The organism is Micromonospora sp. NPDC049240 (genome assembly GCF_040647835.1).
Taxonomy (GTDB): Bacteria; Actinomycetota; Actinomycetes; order Mycobacteriales; family Micromonosporaceae; genus Micromonospora.
The window spans coordinates 166962-188785 of record NZ_JBEZCX010000015.1; the positions used below are offsets into that span (position 1 = coordinate 166962).

A 21824-nucleotide genomic window follows, 5' to 3' on the forward strand; every position below is an offset into this window, starting at 1 on the left:
GTCAGCGGCTGGTGTGGTCGCGGAACCCGCGACCGCTCTTGCGGCCCAGGTAGCCGGCGGTGACCAGGTGCTCCAGCAGCGGCGCCGGCGCGAAGCCGGGCTCGCGCAGTTCCAGGTACAGCTCCCGCTGGATGGCCAGCGAGACGTCCAGGCCGACGACGTCGAGCAGCTCGAACGGGCCCATCGGGTAGCCGCAGCCGAGCTTCATCGCGTGGTCGATGTCGTCGGCGGTGGAGTAGCTGGCCTCCAGCATCTTCACCGCGTCGTTCAGGTACGGGAAGAGCAGCGCGTTGACGATGAAACCGGACCGGTCGCCGCAGACCACGCCGGTCTTGCCGAGCGTGGCGCAGACCGCGCGGGCGGTGGCCGACGTCTCGGCGGAGGTGCGGATGGTCCGCACGATCTCCACCAGCGGCATGATCGGCGCCGGGTTGAAGAAGTGCAGGCCGATCACGTCGGCCGGGCGCTGGGTGGCCATCGCCACGTCGATCACCGGCAGCGACGAGGTGGTGGTGGCGAGCACCACGCCCGGCTTGCAGATCTCGTCCAGGCTGGCGAACAGCGCCTTCTTGACGCTCAGCTCCTCGACCACGGCCTCGACCACCAGGTCGACGTCGGCGAGGTGCTCCAGCGTGGCGGACCAGGTGATCCGGCCCAGCGCGGCGTCCCGGTCGGCCTCGGCGAGCTTGCCCCGGACGACACCCTTGTTGAGCGAGGTCTTGACCGCCTCGCAGACCTTGGCGGACTTCTCCGCGCCCCGGGTCACCGAGATGACCTCGTAGCCGGCCTTGGCGAAGACCTCGATGATGCCGGTGGCCATGGTCCCGGAACCGACCACACCGACCTTCGCGACCACGCGCGCGCCGTCGGCGAGCGCGGCCTCCGCGGCCACCGGCGTGTGCTCGTCGGGTACGACCTTCGGCGAGCCCGGCCGCTCGTAGGTGTAGAAGCCGCGGCCGGACTTCCGGCCGAGCAGCCCGGCGGTGACCATCTGCTTGAGCAGCGGGGCCGGGGCGTGCCGGCGGTCCCGGCCGCCGCGCCGGTACATCGTGTCCAGGATCTCGTACGCGGTGTCCAGGCCGATCAGGTCCATCAGCGCCAGCGGGCCCATCGGCAGGCCGCAGCCGAGCTTCATGGCGGCGTCGATGTCCTCGCGGGTGGCGTAGCGTGCCTCGAACATGCCGACCGCGTGGTTCAGGTAGCCGAAGAGCAGCGCGTTCGCGATGAAGCCGGCCCGGTCACTGATCGTCACGTCGACCTTGCCGAGGCGGGCGCAGAGCGCCTCCACGTCGGCCACCACCTCGGCGGAGGTGACCACCGTGCGAACCACCTCGACCAGCTTCATCACCGGCGCGGGGTTGAAGAAGTGGATGCCGATGACCTGGTTCGGCCGGGTGGTGGCGACCGAGATCTCGGTGACGCTCAGCGACGAGGTGTTGGTGGCCAGGATGGCGTCGGGCTTGCAGACCCGGTCCAGCTCGGCGAAGATCCGCTGCTTGAGGTCCAGGTGCTCGGGCACCGCCTCGATCACCAGGTCCACGTCGTGCAGCGCGCCCAGCCCGACCCGGAAGTCCACCCGCGCCAGCAGCGCGTCCCGGTCGGCCTCGGCGAGCTTGCCCTTGGCCACCGCACGGTCGGTGGAGCCGGTGAGCGTGACCCGGCCGCGTTCCAGCGCGGCGTCGGAGATCTCCACCGCGGTCACGTCGACGCCGTTGCGGGCGAACACCTCGACGATGCCGGCACCCATGGTGCCCAGACCCACCACGCCCACCCGGGTGAACTCGCGCGCCACGACCGGCCTCCCTCGGTTGCCTCCGCCGTTGCCGACATGAACGGCCGCTAAGGTTATGCGCCGGAGTCTGCCACGTGACGCTGTGTTGTCGAGACGCGGTGGGATATTTCACGCACCACGCCTCACGCCGGCGCGGTCACCCCGGCGAGCGCCAGCAGTTCGGCGACGAACTCGGCGGGCCGTTCCAGGTGCGGGCTGTGCCCGCAGCCCGGCAGCGCCACCTCCCGGTACGACCCGCCGGCCGCCGCGTACCGGTCCAGCACCGCGCGGGTCTGGCCGACCATCGGCTGCGGCGGACATCCCTCGGCGCCGGGCCAGCCGGGCACGATCCCGAGCTGACCGAGGTACGCCAGGTCGAACAGCGAGGTGTCCGAGACGATCACGTCGGCGTCGCCGCGTACCCAGGTCACCGGCGGCTTGACCGGCACGGCGACCAGCTCGTCGGCGAGCCGGAAGTGAATCGGGGCCAACGCGTTGAGCACGCCGCGTCGCCCGGCGGCGGTCCCCGGCCAGTGGTCCGACGCGGCTGCGGTGCCGGGATAGTTGTCGCCCCCGGTGGCGGTGGTCAGCATGCTCTCCAGCAGCAGGTCCTCGTGGTCGCCGAGCGACGCCGGGTCGGCCACGTACGCGGCGCGCAGCACGTTGCGCGGGCTGGTGGGGCCGTCGGCGCCCCGGTCACCGGCGGCGAGCCGGGCCACGAAGTCCGGGTTCGCGCCGCCCGCGCCGGTGCCGGCGAAGTCGGGCGTGGTGGGGGCGCCGTCGAGGTCCCGGGTTCCCCCGAAGCCGTACGGGGACACCGGCGCCGCCAGCAGCAGCCCGGCCACCCGTTCCGGCCGGTCGACGAGCAGCCGCATCGCCACGCCGCCGCCGAGCGAGTGCCCGACCACCACCGGCCGGGCGCCGGGAGCGAACAGCCCGGGGGCGTCGAGCAGGGCGGCCACGTCGTCGGCGAAGTCACCGACGCCGCGGGTGGCGTCGACCGGCGCGGTGTCGGTCTCGCCGTAGCCGCGCAGGTCGGGCGCGACCACCCGGAGCGTCGCCGGCAGTTCCGGCAGCAGCGGCTCCCAGAACGCCGACGACGAGACGTTGCCGTGCACCAGCAGCACCGGCACGCCGTCGAGTGGCCCGGCCACCCGGACCGCCTGGGTGATGCCGTTGGCCTGGACCGTGTGCCGCGCGCTCCGCATCAGCGCATGCTGGCACACCGCCAGCCGGGAAGCCATGTGCCCGCCCCACACACCGCCGCCCAACCGCGCGCCCTGTTTCACGGAAAGTGCGGCTGTTCGGGCCGCGACAGCCGCACTTTCCGTGAATTCGCGCCCACGATGGACGCGCGGGTGCGCGCGTGCGCGGCGGTCAGCGGGCGTCGGCGGGCTGCGCCTCGCGGGACTCGATCGACTGCCGGGGCGCCGGGACCGGCAGCGGCAGCGTGGGCCGCTGGTCGCGGCGGGGCGCGCCGAAGGTCATCCCGACCGGGTCGGTGCGGGCCACGCCGGGATCGTAGAGGCGCAGGTCGGTGCGGCCGAGCCGGACCACGTCCCCGTCGGAGATCGGCACGCTGCCGGTGATCCGGGTGTCGTTGAGCCAGGTGCCGTTGGTCGAGCCGAGGTCGGTGAGCAGCACTCCCTCTACGGTGGCCTGGATGGTGGCGTGCCGTCGGCTCAGGTGCGGGTCGGCGAGCACGACGTCGGCGGTCGGCGCGCGGCCGATCACCTGCACGCCCCGGCCGACCCGGAAACTGAGCCCGCGCATCGCTCCGCCCGACACCGTCAGCAACGGCATCAACTCCGGATGCTCCTCCATGGACAGTCGACCTCCACCCCACATCGCCCCGCGGCGTCAGCCTGCCACCTCACCGTAGTGGCTCCCACCCCCGCGCGGTCACCCGCGCGACCCCGGCCGGTCACCTCCCGTTCGCCGTTCGGGTGGCCGCACCGGGCGCGTTCGGACATCACGTGTGTCGATGTGATGGGTATCGGTCCGGGCAGCGTAGCGGGCCTCCGCCACCTACCCATGAGTAATATTCGGGTCTAGACTTCGGCCATGACCGCAGCGCATCTCCCCGGAACCCCGCTCATCGAGGCCGGTCGACTGGTGTCGACCAGCCCGGCGACCGGCGCGGAGGCCGGGCGGCTCCCGGTGGCCACCGAGGCGGACGTGCGCGCCGCCGTCGACCGGGCCCGCCCGGCCGGCGAGTGGTGGGCCGGGCTCGGCTTCACCGGCCGGCGGGACCGGCTCCAGCGCTGGCGCGGCGTGCTCGCCCGGCGCATCGAGGAGCTGGCCGACCTGATGCACACCGAGGGCGGCAAGCCGGTCGGCGACGCCGTGGTGGAGATCCTCACCGCGCTGGAGCACGTCGACTGGGCGGCCCGTAACGCCCGGCGCGTGCTCGGGCCCCGCCGGGTCCGCTCCCGGCTGATCCTCGCCGAGTTCACCGGCCACCTGGAATACCAGCCGTACGGCGTCGTCGGCGTGATCGGTCCGTGGAACTACCCCGTCTTCACCCCGATCGGCTCGGCGGCGTACGCGCTGGCCGCCGGCAACGCGGTGGTGTTCAAGCCGAGCGAGTACACCCCGGCGGTGGGCCAGTGGCTGGTCGACCGGTTCGCCGAGGTGGTGCCGGAGCAGCCGGTGTTCCAGGCGGTGCACGGGCTCGGCGACGTCGGCGCGGCGCTGTGCCGTTCCGGCGTGGCGAAGGTGGCCTTCACCGGCTCGACCGCCACCGCGAAGAAGGTCATGGCGGCCTGCGCCGAGACGCTCACCCCGGTGCTGCTGGAGGCCGGCGGCAAGGACGCCATGATCGTCGACTCGGACGCCGACCTGGACGCCGCCGCCGAGGCGGCCGTCTGGGGCGGGCTGACCAACGCCGGCCAGACCTGCATCGGCATCGAGCGGGTCTACGCGGTCGACCAGGTCTTCGACGCGTTCGTCGACAAGGTGGTGGCGAAGGCCGGCCGGCTGACCGTGGGCGCCGACGGCACCGACCTCGGCCCGATCACCATGCCGTCCCAGATCGACGTGATCCGGCGGCACATCGACGACGCGGTCGCCCGGGGCGGCCGGGCGGTGCTCGGCGGCCCGGAGGCGGTCCAGCCGCCGTACGTGCACCCGACCGTGCTGGTCGACGTGCCGGAGGACTCCGCCGCCGTCCGCGAGGAGACGTTCGGGCCGACGCTGACCGTCAACCGGGTCCGCGACGTCGACGAGGCCGTCGAGCGCGCCAACGCGCTGCCGTACGGGCTCGGGGGTTCGGTCTTCGGCCGGGCGCGGGCGGTGGCCGTGGCGCGGCGGCTGCGCTCCGGGATGGCCTCGGTGAACTCGGCGCTGACCTTCGCCGGCATGTCCACGCTGCCGTTCGGCGGCACCGGCGAGTCCGGCTTCGGCCGGATCCACGGCGAGGACGGCCTGCGCGAGTTCGGCCGCCCCAAGGCGGTCACCCGCCGTCGGGCGCGTTCACTGCTGCCGTCGATGACGTTCGAGCGCACCCCGGCCGACATCGCCCGCCTGGTCAAGGTCGCCAAGCTGATGTACGGCCGGAAGCGCTGACCGCCCGGTCCGGGCGGGCCCCGGCTCAGAACAGCGTCAGCTCGTCGCGCTCGATGCCGCGCAGCTTGTCGTAGTCGACCACCACGCAGCGGATGCCGCGGTCAGCGGCGAGCACCCGGGCCTGCGGCTTGATCTCCTGTGCGGCGAACACGCCGGTGACCGGCGCGAGCAGCGGGTCCCGGTTCATCAGCTCCAGGTAGCGGGTGAGCTGCTCCACCCCGTCGATCTCGCCGCGCCGCTTCACCTCGACCGCGACCGCGCCGGCGTCGGCGTCCCGGCAGAGCAGGTCGACCGGCCCAATCGCGGTCATGTACTCCCGCCGGACGAGCGTGTAGCCCTCGCCGAGCGTGCCCGGGTTGGCGGCGAGCAGCTCCTGGAGGTGCGCCTCCACGCCGTCCTTGCGCAGCCCGGGGTCGACGCCCAGCGCGTACGAGGTGTCCTGGAAGATCTCCTCCAGTGTGATGCGCAGCTCCTCGCCGGCCTTGTTGACCACCCGCCAGACGCCGGGCGCCTCCTCCAGCCGGCACGGCGGGCTCATCCAGTTCAACGGCTTGTAGGCCCGGTCGTCCGCGTGGATCGACACCGAGCCGTCCGCCTTGACCATGAGCAGCCGGGTGGCCGGCGGCAGGTGCGCCGAGAGCCGTCCGACATAGTCCACCGAGCACTTCGCAATGACCAACCGCACCCGACGAGGGTAGCCGAGCCCTCGACCGACGCCGACGAGCGCCACTGGCGCACCGGTGCCATTCTGAAATCGTGCTCGAAGTCCTCACCGGTTCCGGTCTCGCCGCCTCGGCGGGCCTGAACGCCTACATCCCGCTGATGCTGATGGGCCTGCTGGCCCGCTACACCGACCTGATCGAGCTGCCGAGCGGCTGGCAGTGGCTCGGCAACGGCTGGGTGCTGGCGATCCTCGCCGTCCTGCTGGCGGTCGAGACGGTGGCCGACAAGGTGCCCGTGGTCGACCACGTCAACGACATGGTGCAGACCGTGGTCCGGCCGACCGCCGGCGGTCTGGCCTTCGGCGCCGGGTCCGGCTCGGAGACGGTCACGGTCAGCGACCCGGACACGTTCTTCTCCACCCACCAGTGGGTGCCGGTGGTGGTGGGCGTGCTGATCGCGCTCGGCGTGCACCTGCTCAAGGCCGCCGCCCGGCCGGTCGTCAACGCCACCACGGCCGGTTTCGGCGCACCGGTGGCCAGCACCGCCGAGGACGCGACGAGCGTGGTCATGTCGGTGGTGGCGATCCTGCTGCCGGTGCTGGTGCTGGTGTTCGCGGTCGGCCTGGTGGTCTTCGTGGTCTGGTTGTTCCGCCGCCGGAAGGACCGCCGCCGGGAACGCGCGGCGGCGCGGGCCGCCGGCTTCCGCGTCTGACCGCGCCGCCGGCTTCCGCGTCCGAGCGCGCCGGTCGCTCAGCGACTGCGGTAGGTCATGCAGTCGGCCATGTCGTTGTCCGGGCCGACGGTGATGGCGGGTGCGTGGCACTCCAGGTCGGAATTGTGCTGGCAGTCGGCGCGGGAGCAGGCGCCGACCTGCGCGACGAGCTGGTCGATGCCGCCGCGCACCGGCAGTTCCACGAACGTGTGGCAGTGCGCGTGGTCGCTGCTGCCGATCGTGATGGCGAACGCGTGGCAGTCGTTCGTGTGGTTGTAGGCGCAGGATCGGACGGCGCACTCCTGGACCCGGGGCATCTCCATCGACGCGGTCATCTTTCCGCCCTTCCGTGGGTGTCTTGCCCCACTTTAGGACTTTCGACCCCTACGCCGAGTGGGATTCCCCGCCTTACATCCGCTCGCGGATGACGGTGACCAGCTCGTCGATGATGCCGGTGAGCGCGAAGTCCTTCGGCGTGAACACCCGCGCCACCCCGGCGGCCCGCAGCTCCTCGGCGTCGCGCGGCGGGATGATGCCGCCCACCACCACCGGCAGGTCGCCCCGGCCGGCCGCGCGCAGCCCGTCCAGCACCGCCGGCACGGCGGCCAGGTGCGAACCGGAGAGCACGGAGAGCCCGACCAGGTCGACGTCCTCCTCCACCGCGGCGGCCACGATCTGCCCGGCGGTCAACCGGATGCCCTGGTAGACCACCTCGAAGCCGGCGTCGCGGGCGCGTACCGCGATCTGCTCCGCGCCGTTGGAGTGCCCGTCCAGCCCCGGCTTGCCGACCAGCAGCCGTAGCCGGCCGGTGCCCAGCTCCCGCGCGGTGGCGGCGACCCGCTCCCGGACCGCCGCGAGGTTCGCGTCGCCGCCGGCCCCGGCCGCGCCGGTCAGCCCGGTCGGCGCGCGGTACTCGCCGAACACCTGGCGCAGCGCGCCGGCCCACTCCCCCGTGGTCACCCCGGCGGCCACGCAGGCCAGCGTCGCCGGCATCAGGTTCACGGTGGTCGCGGCGTCCGCGCGCAGGCGCGCCAGCGCGGCGTCGACCGCCGCCGCGTCCCGGCCGGCCCGCCATTCGCGTACGCCGGCCGCGGCAGCCGCCTCGACCGCCGGGTCCACCTGCTCGATCGCCTCGGCGCCGGCCGCGGTCAGCGGGGACGGTTCGGTCTCGGTGAACCGGTTGACGCCGATCACCACGTCGGTGCCGGCCTCCATCCGTCGACGCCGGTCGGCCAGCGAGGCGACCAGCGCGCTCTTGAGGTAGCCGGACTCCACGGCGGTCACCACGCCGCCCATCTCCAGCACCTTGTCCAGCTCGACCCGGGCACCGGTGACGATGTCGTCGACGAGCGCGGTCATCACGTGCGAGCCGTCGAACAGGTCGGGATATTCGAGCAGGTCCGACTCGTACGCCAGCACCTGCTGCATGCGCAGTGACCACTGCTGGTCCCACGGGCGGGGCAGGCCGAGCGCCTCGTTCCAGGCGGGGAGCTGCACGGCGCGGGCCCGGGCGTCCCGGGACAGCGTGACGCCGAGCATCTCCAGCACGATGCGCTGGATGTTGTTCTCCGGCTGCGCCTCGGTCAGGCCCAGCGAGTTGACCTGCACGCCGTAGCGGAACCGGCGCTGCTTCGCCTCGGTCACGCCGTAGCGGTCGCGGGTGATCTCGTCCCAGAGCGCGCCGAACGCGCGCATCTTGGCGATCTCCTCGACGAAGCGCACACCGGCGTTGACGAAGAAGGAGATCCGCTGCACCACGTCGCCCATCCGCTCGGCCGGCACCTGGCCGGAGTCGCGCACGGTGTCCAGCACGGCGACCGCGGTGGCGAGCGCGAAGCCGACCTCCTGCACCGGCGTCGCACCGGCCTCCTGGAGGTGGTACGAGCAGATGTTGACCGGGTTCCACCGCGGCATCTCACGCAGCGTGTACGCGATGACGTCGGCGGTCAGCCGCAGCGAGGCGGCCGGCGGGAAGATGTACGTCCCCCGGGAGAGGTACTCCTTGATGATGTCGTTCTGCGTGGTGCCGGCGCAGCGGCGCAGCTCGGCACCCTGCTCGACGGCGGCCGTGCCGTAGAGCGCGAGCATCCACATCGCCGGCGCGTTGATGGTCATCGAGGTGTTCATCTCGGCCAGCGGGATGCCCTCGACAAGCGTGCGCATGTCGCCGAGGTGGGCCACCGGCACGCCGACCCGGCCCACCTCACCGGCGGCCAGCTCGTGGTCGGGGTCGTAGCCGGTCTGGGTGGGCAGGTCGAACGCGACCGACAACCCGGTCTGCCCCTTCGCCAGGTTGCGGCGGTAGAGCGCGTTGGAGGCCGCGGCGGAGGAGTGCCCGGCGTACGTGCGCATCACCCACGGGCGGTCCCGCTCCGGCAGGCGTCCCGGCATCGCGTCGTCCATGGCCGGAGTCTAAGTTACCGTTCAGTAAAAGCGGCTGTGCAAAACCACACAGTTGGATGTCCGCGCCGGTGGGTCGGCCGGGCCCGCACATGTGGCCGACCCACCGGGCGAGTCACTCGCTACGGGCGGTCTGCGGGCCGGTGACGCGTTCCAGCAGTGGCAGCGTGGCGGCGATGACGGCCAGGCAGCCGAGCAGCCCGACGGCCACCACGGCGGCGAACCCGAGCCCGGGCGGGCGCAGGTCGTAGTGCATCTGCGCGCGGAGGAACAGGTGCGCGGCGACCAGGCCCATCCCGACCGCGGCCGCGGCGACGGTCAGCATCGGCACCACGCTCTCCAGCGCCACCACCCGGCGCAGCAGCCGCACCGGCGCGCCACTGAGCCGCAGCAGGCTGAACGGCCGCTTCCGCTCGCTGAGGCCGGCCGCCACACCGACCGCCAGGCTGCATCCGGCGAGCACGAGGCTGGCCACCACGACCACGTCGGCCAACCGCTGCCAGCCCCGCATCGTGTTGGTGAAGTCGGACTCGAAGTCACCGGGCACGTTCGGGGCCACCGTGAAGGCGGGGATCGCGCGTTCGATGACCGTCCGGGCCCGCTCGACCGCGATCGGGCCGTCCGCGTCGACCGCCACGGAGTCCGCCGGCAGCCCGGGGAGGGCGGCCGGGTCGACAGCGGACGCCGGCCAGATCCGGTCCGCCGAGGCGGACGCCCGCCAGGGGATCAGGCCCGACGCCACCTCGGCGACGGCCACCCCGTCGGCGCACCGCCCGTAGACCGGCGGGATGTCCGCACAGGCGATCACGCCCGGCTCGTGCTCGCCGCCGCGCACCGGGTTCTGCCGGACGATCACCGGATCACGCACGCCGGGGACCGCGGCCAGCTCGGCCAGCAGCGTGGCGGGCACCGGCGCGTCGTTCGCCAGATAGAAGGACAGCCGACCCGCCTCCAGCGAACCCCGGGGGGCCGGGCCGCGCTCGGCCGCGATCGTGCCCATCACGCCAACCGCCACTGTGGTCACGAAGAGCGCGAGCATCACGCCGCTGACCGCCCGGAAGCCGGCGGCCGGGTTGTCGGCGAGCCGGCGGGCGGCGATCAGCGCCGCCGGTCGGCTGGCCCGGGCCGCCATCGCCCGCGCACCCACCATGGTCAGCCAGGGGCCGCCGGCGATCAGCCCGATCATGATCAGGAGCAGCGCGGGCAGGAAGAGCGCGGTCTGGCCGTCCGCGGTGCCGGGCCGGTAGAGCAACGCGAAGCCCAGCCCGGCGAGCCCGAGCACGAGCGGGACCAGCCGGTACGCCCGCGGTGGCCGGGGGGTCACCCGCCGGGTCACGCCGAGCGGAGAGATCCGTACCCGGCGCAAGGCCATCCAGGCCGCGACCGCCGCGCCCGTCGGCACCCCGAGCGCCACCAGCACGACGTCCGCCGCACCGAGGGACAGGTCGCCGGGGAAGTACGGCATGCCGGTGAACGGGATTCCGGCGAGCTGCCCGCGGAACGCGAGGAACAGCGCGAAGCCGACCCCGACGCCGACGGCCGCCGCGAGCGTGGCTTCCACGGCCGCGACCACCGAGATCTGTCGCGGCGTGGCCCCGACCAGGCGCATCGCGGCGAAGCGTTGCTCCCGGCGGGCGGCACCGAGCCGGGTCGCGGTGCCGATGAAGATCAGGACGGGAAAGAGCAGCCCGCCGGCCACCACGCCGAGGATGAGGTCGATCGCCGTGTCCGGCAGCGGGGCCCGGTTGTCGTCGACCCGGGTGACGTCGCGGACCTGTGCCAGCGCCCCCACCTGTTCGGGGGTGCCACCGACGAGCACGAGCAGCGTGTCCGGCGAGGTGAGCGCCGCCGGACCGATGGCGCCGAGGTCACGGCCCGGGTAGCGGTCGGCGAGCTGGTCGGCCGGGGTGGTGGCCAGCAGTTTCCGCATCGCCGGGGAGGCGTACCACTCGCCGGGGCCGGGCACGCGGGGCACCCCGACCGGGGTGGGCGCGGTCGGCCCGGTGGCGGCGACGTCGACGCGAAGGATCTGCGCGCCGTGGAAGTAGTCGTACCGGGTCGACCAGAGCAGCGGATCGGTGGCGCCCCCCGCCGTCTCCTGCGGGTACATCGCGGCGTACCGGCCGAGCTGGGCGTTGGTGGCGTGCACGCCGGCCACGGTGGTGAGCAGCAGTCCGGTGCCGATCGCGACGGCGGCGGCGATGACCACCAGCCGGACGAGCGCCTCCCGGCCGCCCGCGACGGCGAGCCGCAGCGCGAGGGCGATCACGAGGCGACTCCGGCCGGGGCGTTGATCCGGCCGTCCCGCACCACGACCTCCCGGTCGGCGTACGCGGCGACGCGCGGCTCGTGGGTGACCAGGATGACGGTGGTGCCCTGTTCCCGGGCGGTGTCGACGAGCAGGGCCATCACCTCCTCGCCGGTGAGCGAGTCGAGCGCGCCGGTGGGCTCGTCGGCGAAGAGCACCTGCGGGCGGGCGACCAGGCCCCGGGCCAGCGCGACCCGCTGCGCCTGCCCGCCGGACAGCTCGCCCGATCGCCGGTGCTCCAGACCGGCCAGCCCGAGCCGCTCGAACCAGCCGTGCGCGGCCCGCAGCGCCGGCCCACGCCGGATGCCGCCGAGCAGCAGTGGCAGCGCGACGTTCTCCGCGGCGGTGAGTTCGGGGACGAGCTGGCCGAACTGGAAGACGAACCCGAAGCGGTCCCGCCGCAGCGCGCTCCGGTCGGCCTCGCCGAGCGTGTCGATCCGCACGTCGCCGAAGCGGACCTCGCCGGAGTCGGGCACCAGGATGCCGGCCAGGCAGTGCAGCAGCGTCGACTTGCCGGAGCCGCTGGGCCCCATCACGGCGACGACCTCACCGGCCTCCACGGCCAGGCTCGCGCCGCGCAGGGCGGGGGTCTCGCCGAACGAGAACGTGACGTCGCGGGCCTCGATCGTCACGGTCATCGCCGAACCTCCTTCCGCAGCGCGTCGAGTCGGGCGCCGGTAGCCTCGATCCATCGCAGGTCCGCCTCCAGGTGGTAGAGGCCGTGGTCGGCGAGCATCACGTCGACCAGCCCGCCGTTCCGCTTGACCTCGGTCAGCTCGCGCATCCGGTGCAGGTGGGCGGCGCGCTGGGTGTCCAGGTACGCCTCGGCCGGACGATCAAGCATCAGCGCGAGCACGACCTTGGCGAACAGCACGGTCTGGAGGTGGGGTTCCGGTTCCACCGGCTCGGTCAGCCAGTGCTCCACCTCGGTGGCGCCCCGGTCGGTGATGACGTAGCGCTTGCGGTCCGGCCCGGCGCCGGGGGCGACGTCGCTGACCATCACCTTGCCGTCCCGGGCCAGCCGGCTCAGCGTCGAGTAGACCTGCCCGTACGGCAGCGGTTTGCCGCGCCCGAAGAACGTGTCGTAGTCGCGTTTCAGGTCGTAGCCATGGCTCGGTTCGCGTTCGAGCAGGCCGAGCAGGGTCAGGGGAACGGTCATGCGGCGATACTACACCGAGTGTATACCTCGCGTACATAGCTAACCCCGGGACCGGGCCGAGGGCCGCAGGACGCACACTTGAGTCATGGACCAGCAGCTCGCGATCTCCGTACGGGGACTGCGCAAGACGTACGGCGACAACGTCGCGGTGGCCGGGGTGGACCTGGACGTCCACCGGGGTGAGGTGTTCGCCCTGCTCGGCCCGAACGGCGCGGGCAAGACCACCACGGTCGAGATCCTGGAGGGCTACCGGCACCGCGACGCCGGCGAGGTGCGGGTGCTCGGCACCGACCCGGCCCACGCCGACGCCGACTGGCGGTCCCGGGTCGGCATCGTGCTCCAGGGCACCGGCGAGTTCGACGAGCTGACCGTCGGTGAGGTGGTCCGCCATTTCTCCGGCTTCTACCCGGACGCCGACGACCCGGCCAAGGTGGTCGAACGCGTCGGGCTGGGCGCCAAGGCGAAGGCGCGCACGCACACGCTCTCCGGCGGCCAGAAGCGCCGCCTGGACGTGGCGCTGGGCATCATCGGCCGCCCCGAGCTGCTCTTCCTCGACGAGCCGACCACCGGCTTCGACCCGGAGGCCCGACGCGAGTTCTGGGAGCTGATCCGGGACCTGGCCGCCGCCGGCACCACCATCGTGCTCACCACCCACTACCTGGACGAGGCCGAGGCGCTCGCCGACCGGGTCGGCGTGATCGCGGCCGGCCGGGTGGTGGAGGTCGCGCCGCCGAACAAGCTGGGCAACCGCCAGGAGGCGCTGGCGACCGTCTCCTGGCGTAACCCGGACGGGACGCCCGGGTCGGCGCAGTCCGCGACGCCGACGGCGCTGGTGTACGACCTGGCCGCGCGCTTCGGCGGCGAGGTGCCCGGCCTCACCGTGACCCGGCCGACCCTGGAAGACGTCTACCTGCGGATGATCGGACACTGATGACCACCACGACGAAGCCGACGGCCCCGGTCGTCGCCGCGCCGGCCCGGCGGACCGGCGCGGGCGCGCTGGCGCTGCGCCAGGGCCGCCTGGAGATCACCCAGTTCCTGCGCAGCCGGGAGTCCGTCGTGTTCACGATGGGCTTCCCGATCATCATGATCCTGATCTTCGCGGCGATCTTCAGCGACGAGATCGCCCCGGGCGTCAGCTACACGCAGTACTTCATCACCGGCATGATCGCGACCGGCCTGATGACGGTGAGCTTCCAGAACCTCGGCATCTGGATCCCGATCGAGCGGGACCGGGGCGTGCTCAAGCGCTACCGGGGCACGCCGATGCCGAAGTGGGTCTGGTTCGCCGGCAAGGTGATCATGGTGGTGGTGATCGGCGTCGCCGAGACCGCGCTGCTGCTCGCCGTGTCGGTGGCGCTGTTCGACCTGGACCTGCCGCAGACCGCCGCCAAGTGGCTCACGTTCGGCTGGGTCGCCGTGCTCGGTGTCACCGCCTGCACGCTCTGCGGCATCGCCATCTCGTCGCTGGCCCGCACCGCACGCAGCGGCTCGGCCGTGGTCACCCCGGTCGCGCTGGTCCTCCAGTTCATCTCCGGCGTGTTCTTCGTCTTCACCAGCCTGCCCACCTGGATGCAGCAGGTCGCGGCGATCTTCCCGCTGAAGTGGATGTGCCAGGGCCTGCGTTCGGTCTTCCTGCCGGACAGCTTCGGCGGTCAGGAGCCGGGCGGCTCGTTCGAGCTGGGCAAGGTGGCGCTGGTGCTCGGCGCGTGGTGCGTGATCGGCCTGGTGCTCTGCCTGACCACGTTCCGCTGGACCACCCGCCGCGACGGCTGAGGTGTAAGGAGGGGCCCCTTCTTACACCCGGGGTGGCACACTCGCCGGCATGGGACGCACGTTGAGCCGGCGGGCGGTGCTGACCGCCGCCGGCGGGATCGCCGGCGCCGGCCTGGTCGGCGGCCTGGCCGCCCGGCAGCTCGCCGAGCCCCGCCCCGGGCCCGGACCCGCCGTGCCGGACGCGCCGGCCGGCGACGAACGGCTGATCCGGATCGCCTCCGCAGCCCGGGGCCGGGAGGTGGACTTCTGGACCGCCGTGCCCGAGGGGTACGGCGACGGCCGCGGCCTGCCCGTCCTCCTGGTCCTGCACGGCGCCTCCGCCACCCCGCGCGACTACGGCCGGTTCGGGTTGGCCCGTTTCCTCACCGACGCGGTACGCCGCGGCGCCCCGCCGTTCGCGCTCGCCGGCGCCACCGGCGGCCGGCTCTCCTGGCGTCCGTCGGGCACCGACGACCCACAGCGGATGGTGCGCGAGGAGGTGCCCGCCTGGTGCGCCCGACGCGGCTTCGACAGCGGCCGGCTGGCCGTCTGGGGCTGGTCGATGGGGGGCTTCGGGGCGCTGCTGCTCGCCGAGACGTACCCGGCCTGGGCGCGGATGGTCGCGGCCTTCTCCCCGGCGGTCAGCCGCGGCGACGCGGTCTTCACCGGCGTCGACAGGCTGCGCGGCACACCGGTCGGGCTCTGGTGCGGCCGGCAGGACAACTTCCTGAAGGACGTCCGCGCGTTGGCCCGGGTGCTGCCCGAACGCCCGGTACGCGCGTCCTGGGCCGACGGGCGGCACAACTTCGGCTACTGGGGCACCGTCATCCCGGACGCGTTCGCGCTGATCGGCGCCGCGCTCACCCCGCCCCGGCCATGAGCCGCCCCCGGCCGGCACCGGCCGGGGGCGGTCCGCACGACTCAGTACGGGTAGAAGCCCTGGCCGGACTTGCGGCCCAGGTCACCGGCGGTGGCCATGCGCTGGAGCAGCTCCGGCGGGAAGAACTTCTCGTCCGCCGTGTCGGTGTAGATGTTGCGGGTGGCGTTGAGCAGCACGTCCACGCCGGTCAGGTCGACCGTGGCCAGCGGGCCCATGGCGTGCCCGAAACCCAGCTTGCAGGCGGTGTCCAGATCCTCGGCGGAGATCACGCCGGACTCCACCAGCTTGACCGCCTCCATCGCCAGCGCGCAGATCAGCCGGGTGGTGACGAAACCGGCGATGTCCCGGTTGACCACCACGACGGTCTTGCCGATCTCCTCGGCGAACGACCGGGCGGTGTCCATGGTCGCGTCGGCGGTCTTGTAGCCCCGGACCAGCTCGCAGAGCTTCATCATCGGCACCGGCGAGAAGAAGTGGGTGCCGACCACCGACTCCGGACGCTGCGTGGCGGTGGCGATCTGGGTGACCGGGATGGCCGAGGTGTTGGTGGCCAGCACCGCGTCCGCCTTGCAGATCTTGTCCAGCGCGCGGAACACCTCGTGCTTGATCTCGATCTTCTCGAAGACCGCCTCGACCACGATGTCCGCGTCGGCCGCCGCCTCCAGCTCGGTGGTCGGGGTGATCCGGGCCAGCGTCGCCTCGACGTCGGACGCCTCGATCTTGCCCTTCTCGGCGAACTTCGCCAGCGACTTCCGGATGCCGTCGACGCCCCGCTTCGTGGCCGCGTCGTCGACGTCGCGCAGCGTCACCTGCCAGCCCGCCTGCGCCGCCACCTGGGCGATGCCCGAGCCCATCAGCCCGGCACCGACGACCGCGAGTCGACCCGCCATCTGCTTCTCCCTCGCCCGTTTCCTACAACGTCTGGGAGAACCCTACTTAACGAGGGATAAGGACCGTCAGATGGCCAGGTCCGGTTCCTCCGGCGCGGTGCCCCGCTCCACCTCGACGTCGAGTGCCCGCAGGTCCGCCACGAAGTCCGGGTAGCCCCGGTCGACGTGGTGCACGTGCGAGACCTCGGTGAGCCCGTCCGCGCACAGCCCGGCGATGATCAGGCCGGCGCCGGCCCTGATGTCGGTGGCCCGGACCGGGGCACCGGAGAGCCGCTCCCGGCCACAGACCAGGGCGTGGTGGCCGTCGGTGCGGATCTCCGCGCCGAGCCGCATCATCTCGTTGGCGAACATGAACCGGCCGTCGAAGATGTTCTCCGTGATCAGGGAGCCGCCGTGGCTCACCGCGGCCAGCCCGATCGCCATCGGCAGCAGGTCGGTGGCGAAGCCCGGATAGGGCAGCGTGACCACGTCCACCGCCGCCGGCCGGTCGTCCATCCGGACCCGGAACGCGTCGCCGCGCGTCTCCACCAGGCCGCCGGCCGAGACCAGCTTGTCCAGCGCGACCTCCAGGTAGGCCGGGTCGAGGCCGGTCACGGTGACGTCGCCGCGGGTCATCGCGGCGGCGAACGCCCAGGTGCCGGCCACGATCCGGTCCCCCACCGTGGCGTGCCGCACCGGGCGCAGGTCGGGCACGCCGACGATCTGCACCGTCGAGGAACCGGCGCCGGAGATCCGGGCGCCCATCCGGTTCAGCATGGTGCAGATGTCGACGATCTCCGGCTCCCGGGCCGCGTTGTCGATCGTCGTGGTGCCCCGGGCCAGCACCGCCGCCATCACCAGGTTCTCGGTGGCGCCCACGCTCGGGAAGTCCAGCACGATGTCCGCGCCGTGCAGCCCGTCCGGCGCCTCGGCGATGACGAAGCCGTGCTCACCGGAGATGTCCGCGCCCATCCGGGCCAACCCGGCGATGTGCATGTCCAGGCCGCGCGAGCCGATCGCGTCGCCGCCGGGGTGGGCCACCCGGACGTGCCCACGCCGGGCCAGCAGCGGGCCGAGCACGCAGATCGACGCGCGCAGCCGGCGGACCAGGTCGTAGTCGGCCTCCGCACCCGGCCGCTCCGGCACGTCGATGACGACCGAGCGGGACCGCTCCTTGCCGCCGCCGGCGACCATCGGGTCGACCGGGTCGTCGGGGCCGAAGCGTACGCCGCAGCCGAGCCGACGCAGCACCTCACCCATGATCGCGATGTCGGTGATCCGGGGCACATTGGTGATCACGCTACGGCCGGGCGCGAGCAGCGCGGCGGCCATCAGCTTCAACGCCGAGTTCTTCGCGCCCACCACGTGCACGGTGCCGGCCAGCCGGGCGTCCCCGCGTACCCGGATGACGTCGACGTCGCTGACCGCCGGGTCGCCGGCGTCGCCCGGCCCCACCGCGGTCGGCCGGTCGGGCCGTACCGGGATGGTCAGGTCAGGTATCCGTAGGCTGTGCGTCATGGCCGTCCACCTCACGCGCATCTACACCAAGGCCGGCGACGCCGGCATGACCAGGCTGAGCAACAACGAGCAGGTGCCGAAGACCGATCCGCGGATCGCCGCGTACGCGGACGTCGACGAGTGCAACGCCTCGATCGGCGTCGCGCTCGCCCTGGGGCAGCTCCCGGACGAGCTGCGGGGGGTGCTGGAGTCCGTGCAGAACGACATGTTCGACGTCGGCGCGGACCTGGCGACACCGGTCGAGCCGGACCCGGAGTACCCGCCGCTGCGGGTCACCGAGGAGTACGTCGAGCGCCTTGAGGGCTGGTGCGACGAGTTCAACGCGCGCCTGGGCAAGCTCGACTCCTTCATCCTCCCCGGCGGCACCGCGGGCGCGGCGCTGCTGCACGTGGCACGGACGACCGCCCGGCGCGCCGAGCGTGCGGCATGGGCGTTGGTCGCGCACGACCCCGATCGGACCAGCACGCTCCCGGCAAAGTATCTCAACCGGCTCTCCGATCTGCTCTTTATCCTGTCAAGAACGGCCAATCCGGGCGGCGATGTGCTATGGGTGCCGGGCGGGAAGCGCTGACCGTCAGCGGGCCGCACCACGCGCAGGCCCGCATACCCGACCTGACGGCAGCCAGTCGTACCCGGTGACCGGATTCCGGCGGAGCGGCCGGCCGGGTCAGCAGCGGTCGACCGCGCCCCGCCGGACGGGCGCGGTCCGGCCCTCTCCCGGACGGCGGGAACCCGGCCGGCGGCGGGTGCCGCCCGCCCGCGCCGGCACCGGCCCGGAGCAGGCGCGGCGGCCCGCGCGCCGTCGGCGTACCCGCAGACGCCGGAACGCCACCGCGAGCGCGACCGCCACCACCACCGCCACCCCGGCGGCGGCCGGGAGACCGGCCGGCAGTCCGCCGGCCGCCCAGCCCACCAGCACCGTGCCGGGCACCCAGACGACGACCGCCAGGCCGTCGAAGAGCACGAACCGGCGGTACGGCAGTCCGGCCGCCCCGGCCACCCGGGGCACCAGCGTGCGGACGAACGCCGTCCAGCGACCCAGCAGCACCGCGGTCCCGCCCCGGGCGGCGACCAGCGCCTCGGCCCGCCGCCAGCGAGGTTCCCCCACCCACCGGCCGACCGGCCCACCACGCAGGCGGGGGCCGAGCAGCCGCCCCTCCAGATAGCCGAGCTGATCCCCGACGAACGCGGCGGTGGTGGTCACCGCCAGCGCGACGCCCAGGTCGACGCGGCCGGCACGGGCCAGCAAGCCGACCGTCAGTATGGTGGTCGCGGCCGGCAGCACCAGCCCGGCCAGCAGCCCCACCTCGCCGGCGAGCACCGCCGCCGCGACCAGCAGCAGGAGGCCCGGCGGCAGGGTGTCGAGCCGGTCCACCAGGGAATCCAGGAAGGTCATGCCTACCAGCGTCGCCGCGGCGTCGGCCGGTGACGTCCTGCCCGCGGCCGGGGCGGGTCCTCCGGGTGGCCGGTCGTGGCCCTAGGGTCCACCCGGATCCGGCACCGGGTTGAATCCGTCGTCGACCAGACCCAGCCGGTGCGCCACCACCGCCGCCTGCACCCGGTTCCGCAGCTCCAGCTTCTCCATCGCGGCCGAGACGTGCGTCTTCACCGTGGTCACGCCGAGGTGCAGCCGGGCGGCGATCTCCGCGTTCGACAGTCCGGCCCCGACCAGCGCCAGCACCTCCCGCTCCCGCGGGCTGAGCAGACCGAGCCCCGCGACGGCTGGATCGGGGGTACGGTCGCGGTCGTGCGCGGCGAGCGCGCGGCGCAGCACCCGGGCCAGCACCGGCGGGGCGAGCAGCGGCTCACCCTGGGCGGCCCGCCGGACCGCGTCGACCAGTTCCTCGGGGGCGCCGTCCTTCACCAGGTAGCCCTGCGCGCCCGCGCCGAGCGCCCCGTAGACGTTCGCGTCGTCCGCGAACGTGGTCAGCACCAGCACCCGGGCCGCCGGCTGCTGCCGCAGGATCCGCCGGGTCGCCTCGATGCCGTCCAGCCGGGGCATCCGCAGGTCCATCAGGATGACGTCCGGCCGTAGCCGCTCGGCGAGCCGGACCGCCTCGTGGCCGTCGCCGGCCTCGCCCACCACCTCGAAGCCCCCGGCCGTCCGCAGCACCAGGCCCACCCCGGCCCGGACCAACGTCTGGTCGTCGACCACCAACACTCTGATCATTCGTTCTCCCTGATCGGCAGCCGTACCCGGACCCGCCAGCCGCCACCCTCCGTGCCACCCGCGACGAGCGTCCCACCGAGCAGGCCCACCCGCTCCCGCATGCCCCGCAGCCCGTGCCCCGAGGCCGGCAACCGGGGGCCCGGACGCGCCGGGCCGCTGTCCCACACCTCGATCAGCAACGCGCCACCGGTCACCTGGACGTCGACCGAGACGACCGCGCCCGGCCCGGCGTGCTTCAGGCTGTTGGTCAGCGCCTCCTGCACCACCCGGGCCGCGGTCGTGCCTCCCACCAGCGGCATGTGCAGCACCTCGGGCATCCGTACCTGCACCGCCAGGCCGGCCTCCCGCACCCGCCGGGCCGCGTCCCGGATCACCTGCGCCGGATCGACGGACGTCTCGGCCGGCGCCACCGCGTCCGGGTCACGGAGCACCTCCAGCAGTTCCCGCAGCTCGTCCAACACCTGGCCGGCGGTGTCCCGCAGCTCGTCGAGCGCCAACACCGCCTCGTCGGGGCGGCCGGTGTGCTGCACCGCGTACCGGGCGGCGCCGGCCCGCAGCGCGATCGCCGCGACGTGGTGCGCGACGATGTCGTGCAGGTCCCGGGCGATCGCGGTGCGCTCGGTCAGCCGGACCATCCGGGCCTCCGTCGCCCGCCGCTCCTCCGCCTCCCGGGCCCGCTCCTCGGCCGCGCGAGCGGCCTGGCGCACGCCGCTGAGGTAGCGGCCGAACGCCACCGGCGCGGCGGCGATCCCGGCCAGCATCACCAGCCGCAACACGCCGACACCGCCGCGGAGGACCTCCGCGTTGCCCGGGTCGATCACGTTGATCAGCGTCACGGTCAGCAGCAGCGCGTACCCGGCGGCCGTGGCCGGCCAGCTCGACCGGTACGCGACGTAGCCCAACGCGACCGCGGCGGCGAACTGGGCGGTGTCCGCGCCGGTCACCGTCACCGCGTCGGCCACCACCAGCAGCGCCGACGTGGCGAGCAGCACCGGCCACGGCCAGCGCCGGACGCCCACCAGGACCAGGCCGGTGAGCACCGCGAAGACCCCCGCCCACGCCTCGCGCGGAATGCCGGGGATGACGATCCGGGTGCTGATCAGCCCCAACGCGGCCGTGCCGAGCCCGAGCAGCAGCTCGGGCCACCAGTTCCACCGCCTGCCCCCCATGCGGCCACCATACGGAGCCGGACGCGGCGGCCAGCCCTTCCACCGGCCGGCGCCCCTCCTCCGACTGGCCGGTTTGCCGGCCCGCCGCACGAGACCCGGGCGGCGTCCGCGCGCCTACCGTCGGTCGGCGTGATCAGCGACGCCCCCACCTTCCTCGGCCAGTTCGCCCGGCACCCGTTCGCCACCGGCGCGGTGTTGCCGAGCGGATCGGTCCTCGCCCGGGACATCACCGCCGCCGTGCCCCGCAACGGGCATCCGCTGGTGGTGGAGCTGGGCCCCGGCACCGGCGCCTTCACCCGGGCCATCCAGCAGCGGCTGGCCGGGCGCGGCCAGCACCTGGCGGTCGAACTCAACCCGAGCTTCGCCGCCGCGCTGGCACGTCGTCACGCCGCCGTCGAGGTGGTACGCGCCGACGCGGCCACCCTCGACCGGGTGTTGACCGAGCGGCACCTTCCCGCCGCCGACGTGGTGGTGAGCGGGCTGCCCTGGGCGGCCTTCGGCGCCGGGCGGCAGCTGGCCGTTCTCGACGCGGTGCGGGCGGCGCTGCGGCCGAGCGGCGTGTTCACCACGTTCGCGTACCGGCACGCGCTCGCGACCCGGCCCGCCCGCCGCTTCCGGCACCTGCTGACCGGCGCGTTCGAGGAGGTGACGATCGGGCGTACGGTCTGGGCGAACCTGCCACCGGCCCTGGTCTACCACTGCCGCCGCCCGGTGAGCCGCTGAAGGCCGGCACCCCTGTCCGGGGTGCCGGCCTTCGCGTTGTCTCAGCTGTTCCAGTGCTTGCCGACGAGGTCGGTGGCCTGCTTCTCCCACTGCGCGTACGCGTCCGGGTAGGCCGACACCTGCACCGTCTGCGCGGCCTCGGTCAGCGGCATGTCCTGCCA

Annotated in this window: 21 protein-coding genes; 7 read left to right on the plus strand and 14 right to left on the minus strand. The window is 73.6% G+C overall.

Going from position 1 to position 21824, the window contains the following annotated elements:
* Position 1: 1 nt before the first annotated feature.
* From AB0B02_RS23375 to AB0B02_RS23385, 3 genes are all read right to left on the minus strand, one after another.
* Positions 2–1792 (minus strand): 3-hydroxybutyryl-CoA dehydrogenase, encoded by a 1791-nt coding sequence (locus AB0B02_RS23375; protein ID WP_357303426.1) that lies wholly within the window; start codon positions 1790–1792, stop codon positions 2–4.
* A 122-nt stretch (positions 1793–1914) separates the two neighbouring features.
* Complete coding sequence (locus tag AB0B02_RS23380) at positions 1915–2979, minus strand: alpha/beta hydrolase (protein ID WP_281937558.1); 1065 nt, start codon at positions 2977–2979, stop codon at positions 1915–1917.
* Positions 2980–3148: 169 nt separating this feature from the next.
* Positions 3149–3595, minus strand: a complete 447-nt coding sequence (locus AB0B02_RS23385; protein ID WP_281937561.1) for an FHA domain-containing protein — start codon at positions 3593–3595, stop codon at positions 3149–3151.
* 240 nt (positions 3596–3835) lie between these two features.
* On the opposite strand from AB0B02_RS23385, the gene AB0B02_RS23390 reads away from it, so the two are divergent.
* Positions 3836–5338 carry an aldehyde dehydrogenase family protein gene (locus AB0B02_RS23390; RefSeq protein ID WP_357303430.1) on the plus strand — a complete coding sequence of 501 codons (1503 nt, stop codon included), beginning with the start codon at positions 3836–3838 and terminating at the stop codon, positions 5336–5338.
* A 25-nt stretch (positions 5339–5363) separates the two neighbouring features.
* Here AB0B02_RS23390 and nucS read toward each other — a convergent pair whose 3' ends face one another.
* Positions 5364–6023 (minus strand): endonuclease NucS, encoded by a 660-nt coding sequence (gene nucS / locus AB0B02_RS23395; protein WP_281937565.1) that lies wholly within the window; start codon positions 6021–6023, stop codon positions 5364–5366.
* Between the two features lie 71 nt (positions 6024–6094).
* Between nucS and AB0B02_RS23400 the strand changes: the two genes are divergently transcribed.
* Positions 6095–6712, plus strand: coding sequence for a DUF4126 domain-containing protein (locus AB0B02_RS23400; RefSeq protein WP_281937567.1), 618 nt, complete (start codon positions 6095–6097; stop codon positions 6710–6712).
* A gap of 38 nt (positions 6713–6750) precedes the next feature.
* Here the strand turns inward: AB0B02_RS23400 and AB0B02_RS23405 are convergent, their stop codons facing one another.
* The 5 genes from AB0B02_RS23405 to AB0B02_RS23425 all read right to left on the minus strand — a co-directional run bounded on the left by AB0B02_RS23405 (position 6751) and on the right by AB0B02_RS23425 (position 12579).
* Complete coding sequence (locus AB0B02_RS23405) at positions 6751–7047, minus strand: DUF1540 domain-containing protein (protein WP_281937569.1); 297 nt, start codon at positions 7045–7047, stop codon at positions 6751–6753.
* Positions 7048–7120: 73 nt separating this feature from the next.
* The gene (locus AB0B02_RS23410) at positions 7121–9115 is read right to left on the minus strand and encodes a protein meaA (protein ID WP_357303435.1); all 1995 of its coding nucleotides are present in this window, start codon (positions 9113–9115) and stop codon (positions 7121–7123) included.
* 112 nt (positions 9116–9227) lie between these two features.
* Complete coding sequence (locus tag AB0B02_RS23415) at positions 9228–11381, minus strand: FtsX-like permease family protein (protein WP_357303438.1); 2154 nt, start codon at positions 11379–11381, stop codon at positions 9228–9230.
* Complete coding sequence (locus AB0B02_RS23420) at positions 11378–12058, minus strand: ABC transporter ATP-binding protein (RefSeq protein WP_281937574.1); 681 nt, start codon at positions 12056–12058, stop codon at positions 11378–11380. The genes AB0B02_RS23415 and AB0B02_RS23420 overlap by 4 nt, the downstream gene beginning before the upstream one ends.
* On the minus strand, positions 12055–12579 hold the full coding sequence (locus AB0B02_RS23425; protein ID WP_281937576.1) for a PadR family transcriptional regulator: 525 nt from the start codon (positions 12577–12579) through the stop codon (positions 12055–12057). Before AB0B02_RS23425 ends, AB0B02_RS23420 begins: the two co-directional genes overlap by 4 nt.
* A gap of 85 nt (positions 12580–12664) precedes the next feature.
* Here AB0B02_RS23425 and AB0B02_RS23430 point away from each other — a divergent pair, with 85 nt between their 5' ends.
* Genes AB0B02_RS23430 through AB0B02_RS23440 form a run of 3 tightly spaced genes read left to right on the plus strand, consistent with a single transcriptional unit; the run spans position 12665 to position 15214 of the window.
* On the plus strand, positions 12665–13510 hold the full coding sequence (locus AB0B02_RS23430; RefSeq protein ID WP_281937577.1) for an ABC transporter ATP-binding protein: 846 nt from the start codon (positions 12665–12667) through the stop codon (positions 13508–13510).
* Positions 13510–14355 carry an ABC transporter permease gene (locus AB0B02_RS23435; RefSeq protein ID WP_281937579.1) on the plus strand — a complete coding sequence of 282 codons (846 nt, stop codon included), beginning with the start codon at positions 13510–13512 and terminating at the stop codon, positions 14353–14355. The genes AB0B02_RS23430 and AB0B02_RS23435 overlap by 1 nt, the downstream gene beginning before the upstream one ends.
* 49 nt (positions 14356–14404) lie before the next feature.
* Positions 14405–15214: an alpha/beta hydrolase-fold protein gene (locus tag AB0B02_RS23440; protein ID WP_357303443.1), complete on the plus strand. Its 810-nt coding sequence runs from the start codon at positions 14405–14407 to the stop codon at positions 15212–15214.
* 41 nt (positions 15215–15255) lie between these two features.
* On the opposite strand, the gene AB0B02_RS23445 is transcribed toward AB0B02_RS23440, so the two are convergent.
* Together AB0B02_RS23445 and murA are read right to left on the minus strand one after the other, a co-directional pair.
* A complete protein-coding gene (locus tag AB0B02_RS23445) occupies positions 15256–16104 on the minus strand; it encodes a 3-hydroxyacyl-CoA dehydrogenase family protein (protein ID WP_107157007.1) in 849 nt (282 codons plus the stop codon).
* 66 nt (positions 16105–16170) lie between these two features.
* Positions 16171–17601 (minus strand): UDP-N-acetylglucosamine 1-carboxyvinyltransferase, encoded by a 1431-nt coding sequence (gene murA / locus AB0B02_RS23450; protein ID WP_281937583.1) that lies wholly within the window; start codon positions 17599–17601, stop codon positions 16171–16173.
* On the opposite strand from murA, the gene AB0B02_RS23455 reads away from it, so the two are divergent.
* A complete protein-coding gene (locus AB0B02_RS23455; protein WP_107157005.1) occupies positions 17600–18172 on the plus strand; it encodes a cob(I)yrinic acid a,c-diamide adenosyltransferase in 573 nt (190 codons plus the stop codon). The two genes, murA and AB0B02_RS23455, sit on opposite strands and share 2 nt — an antisense overlap.
* Before the next feature lie 96 nt (positions 18173–18268).
* Here AB0B02_RS23455 and AB0B02_RS23460 read toward each other — a convergent pair whose 3' ends face one another.
* The 3 genes from AB0B02_RS23460 to AB0B02_RS23470 all read right to left on the minus strand — a co-directional run bounded on the left by AB0B02_RS23460 (position 18269) and on the right by AB0B02_RS23470 (position 20940).
* On the minus strand, positions 18269–18997 hold the full coding sequence (locus AB0B02_RS23460; protein WP_357303449.1) for a DedA family protein: 729 nt from the start codon (positions 18995–18997) through the stop codon (positions 18269–18271).
* Positions 18998–19078: 81 nt separating this feature from the next.
* Complete coding sequence (locus AB0B02_RS23465; RefSeq protein WP_281937587.1) at positions 19079–19771, minus strand: response regulator transcription factor; 693 nt, start codon at positions 19769–19771, stop codon at positions 19079–19081.
* Positions 19768–20940, minus strand: a complete 1173-nt coding sequence (locus AB0B02_RS23470) for a histidine kinase (protein WP_357303453.1) — start codon at positions 20938–20940, stop codon at positions 19768–19770. The genes AB0B02_RS23465 and AB0B02_RS23470 overlap by 4 nt, the downstream gene beginning before the upstream one ends.
* Before the next feature lie 129 nt (positions 20941–21069).
* On the opposite strand from AB0B02_RS23470, the gene AB0B02_RS23475 reads away from it, so the two are divergent.
* A complete protein-coding gene (locus AB0B02_RS23475) occupies positions 21070–21663 on the plus strand; it encodes a methyltransferase (protein ID WP_281937592.1) in 594 nt (197 codons plus the stop codon).
* Positions 21664–21824 lie beyond the last annotated feature (161 nt).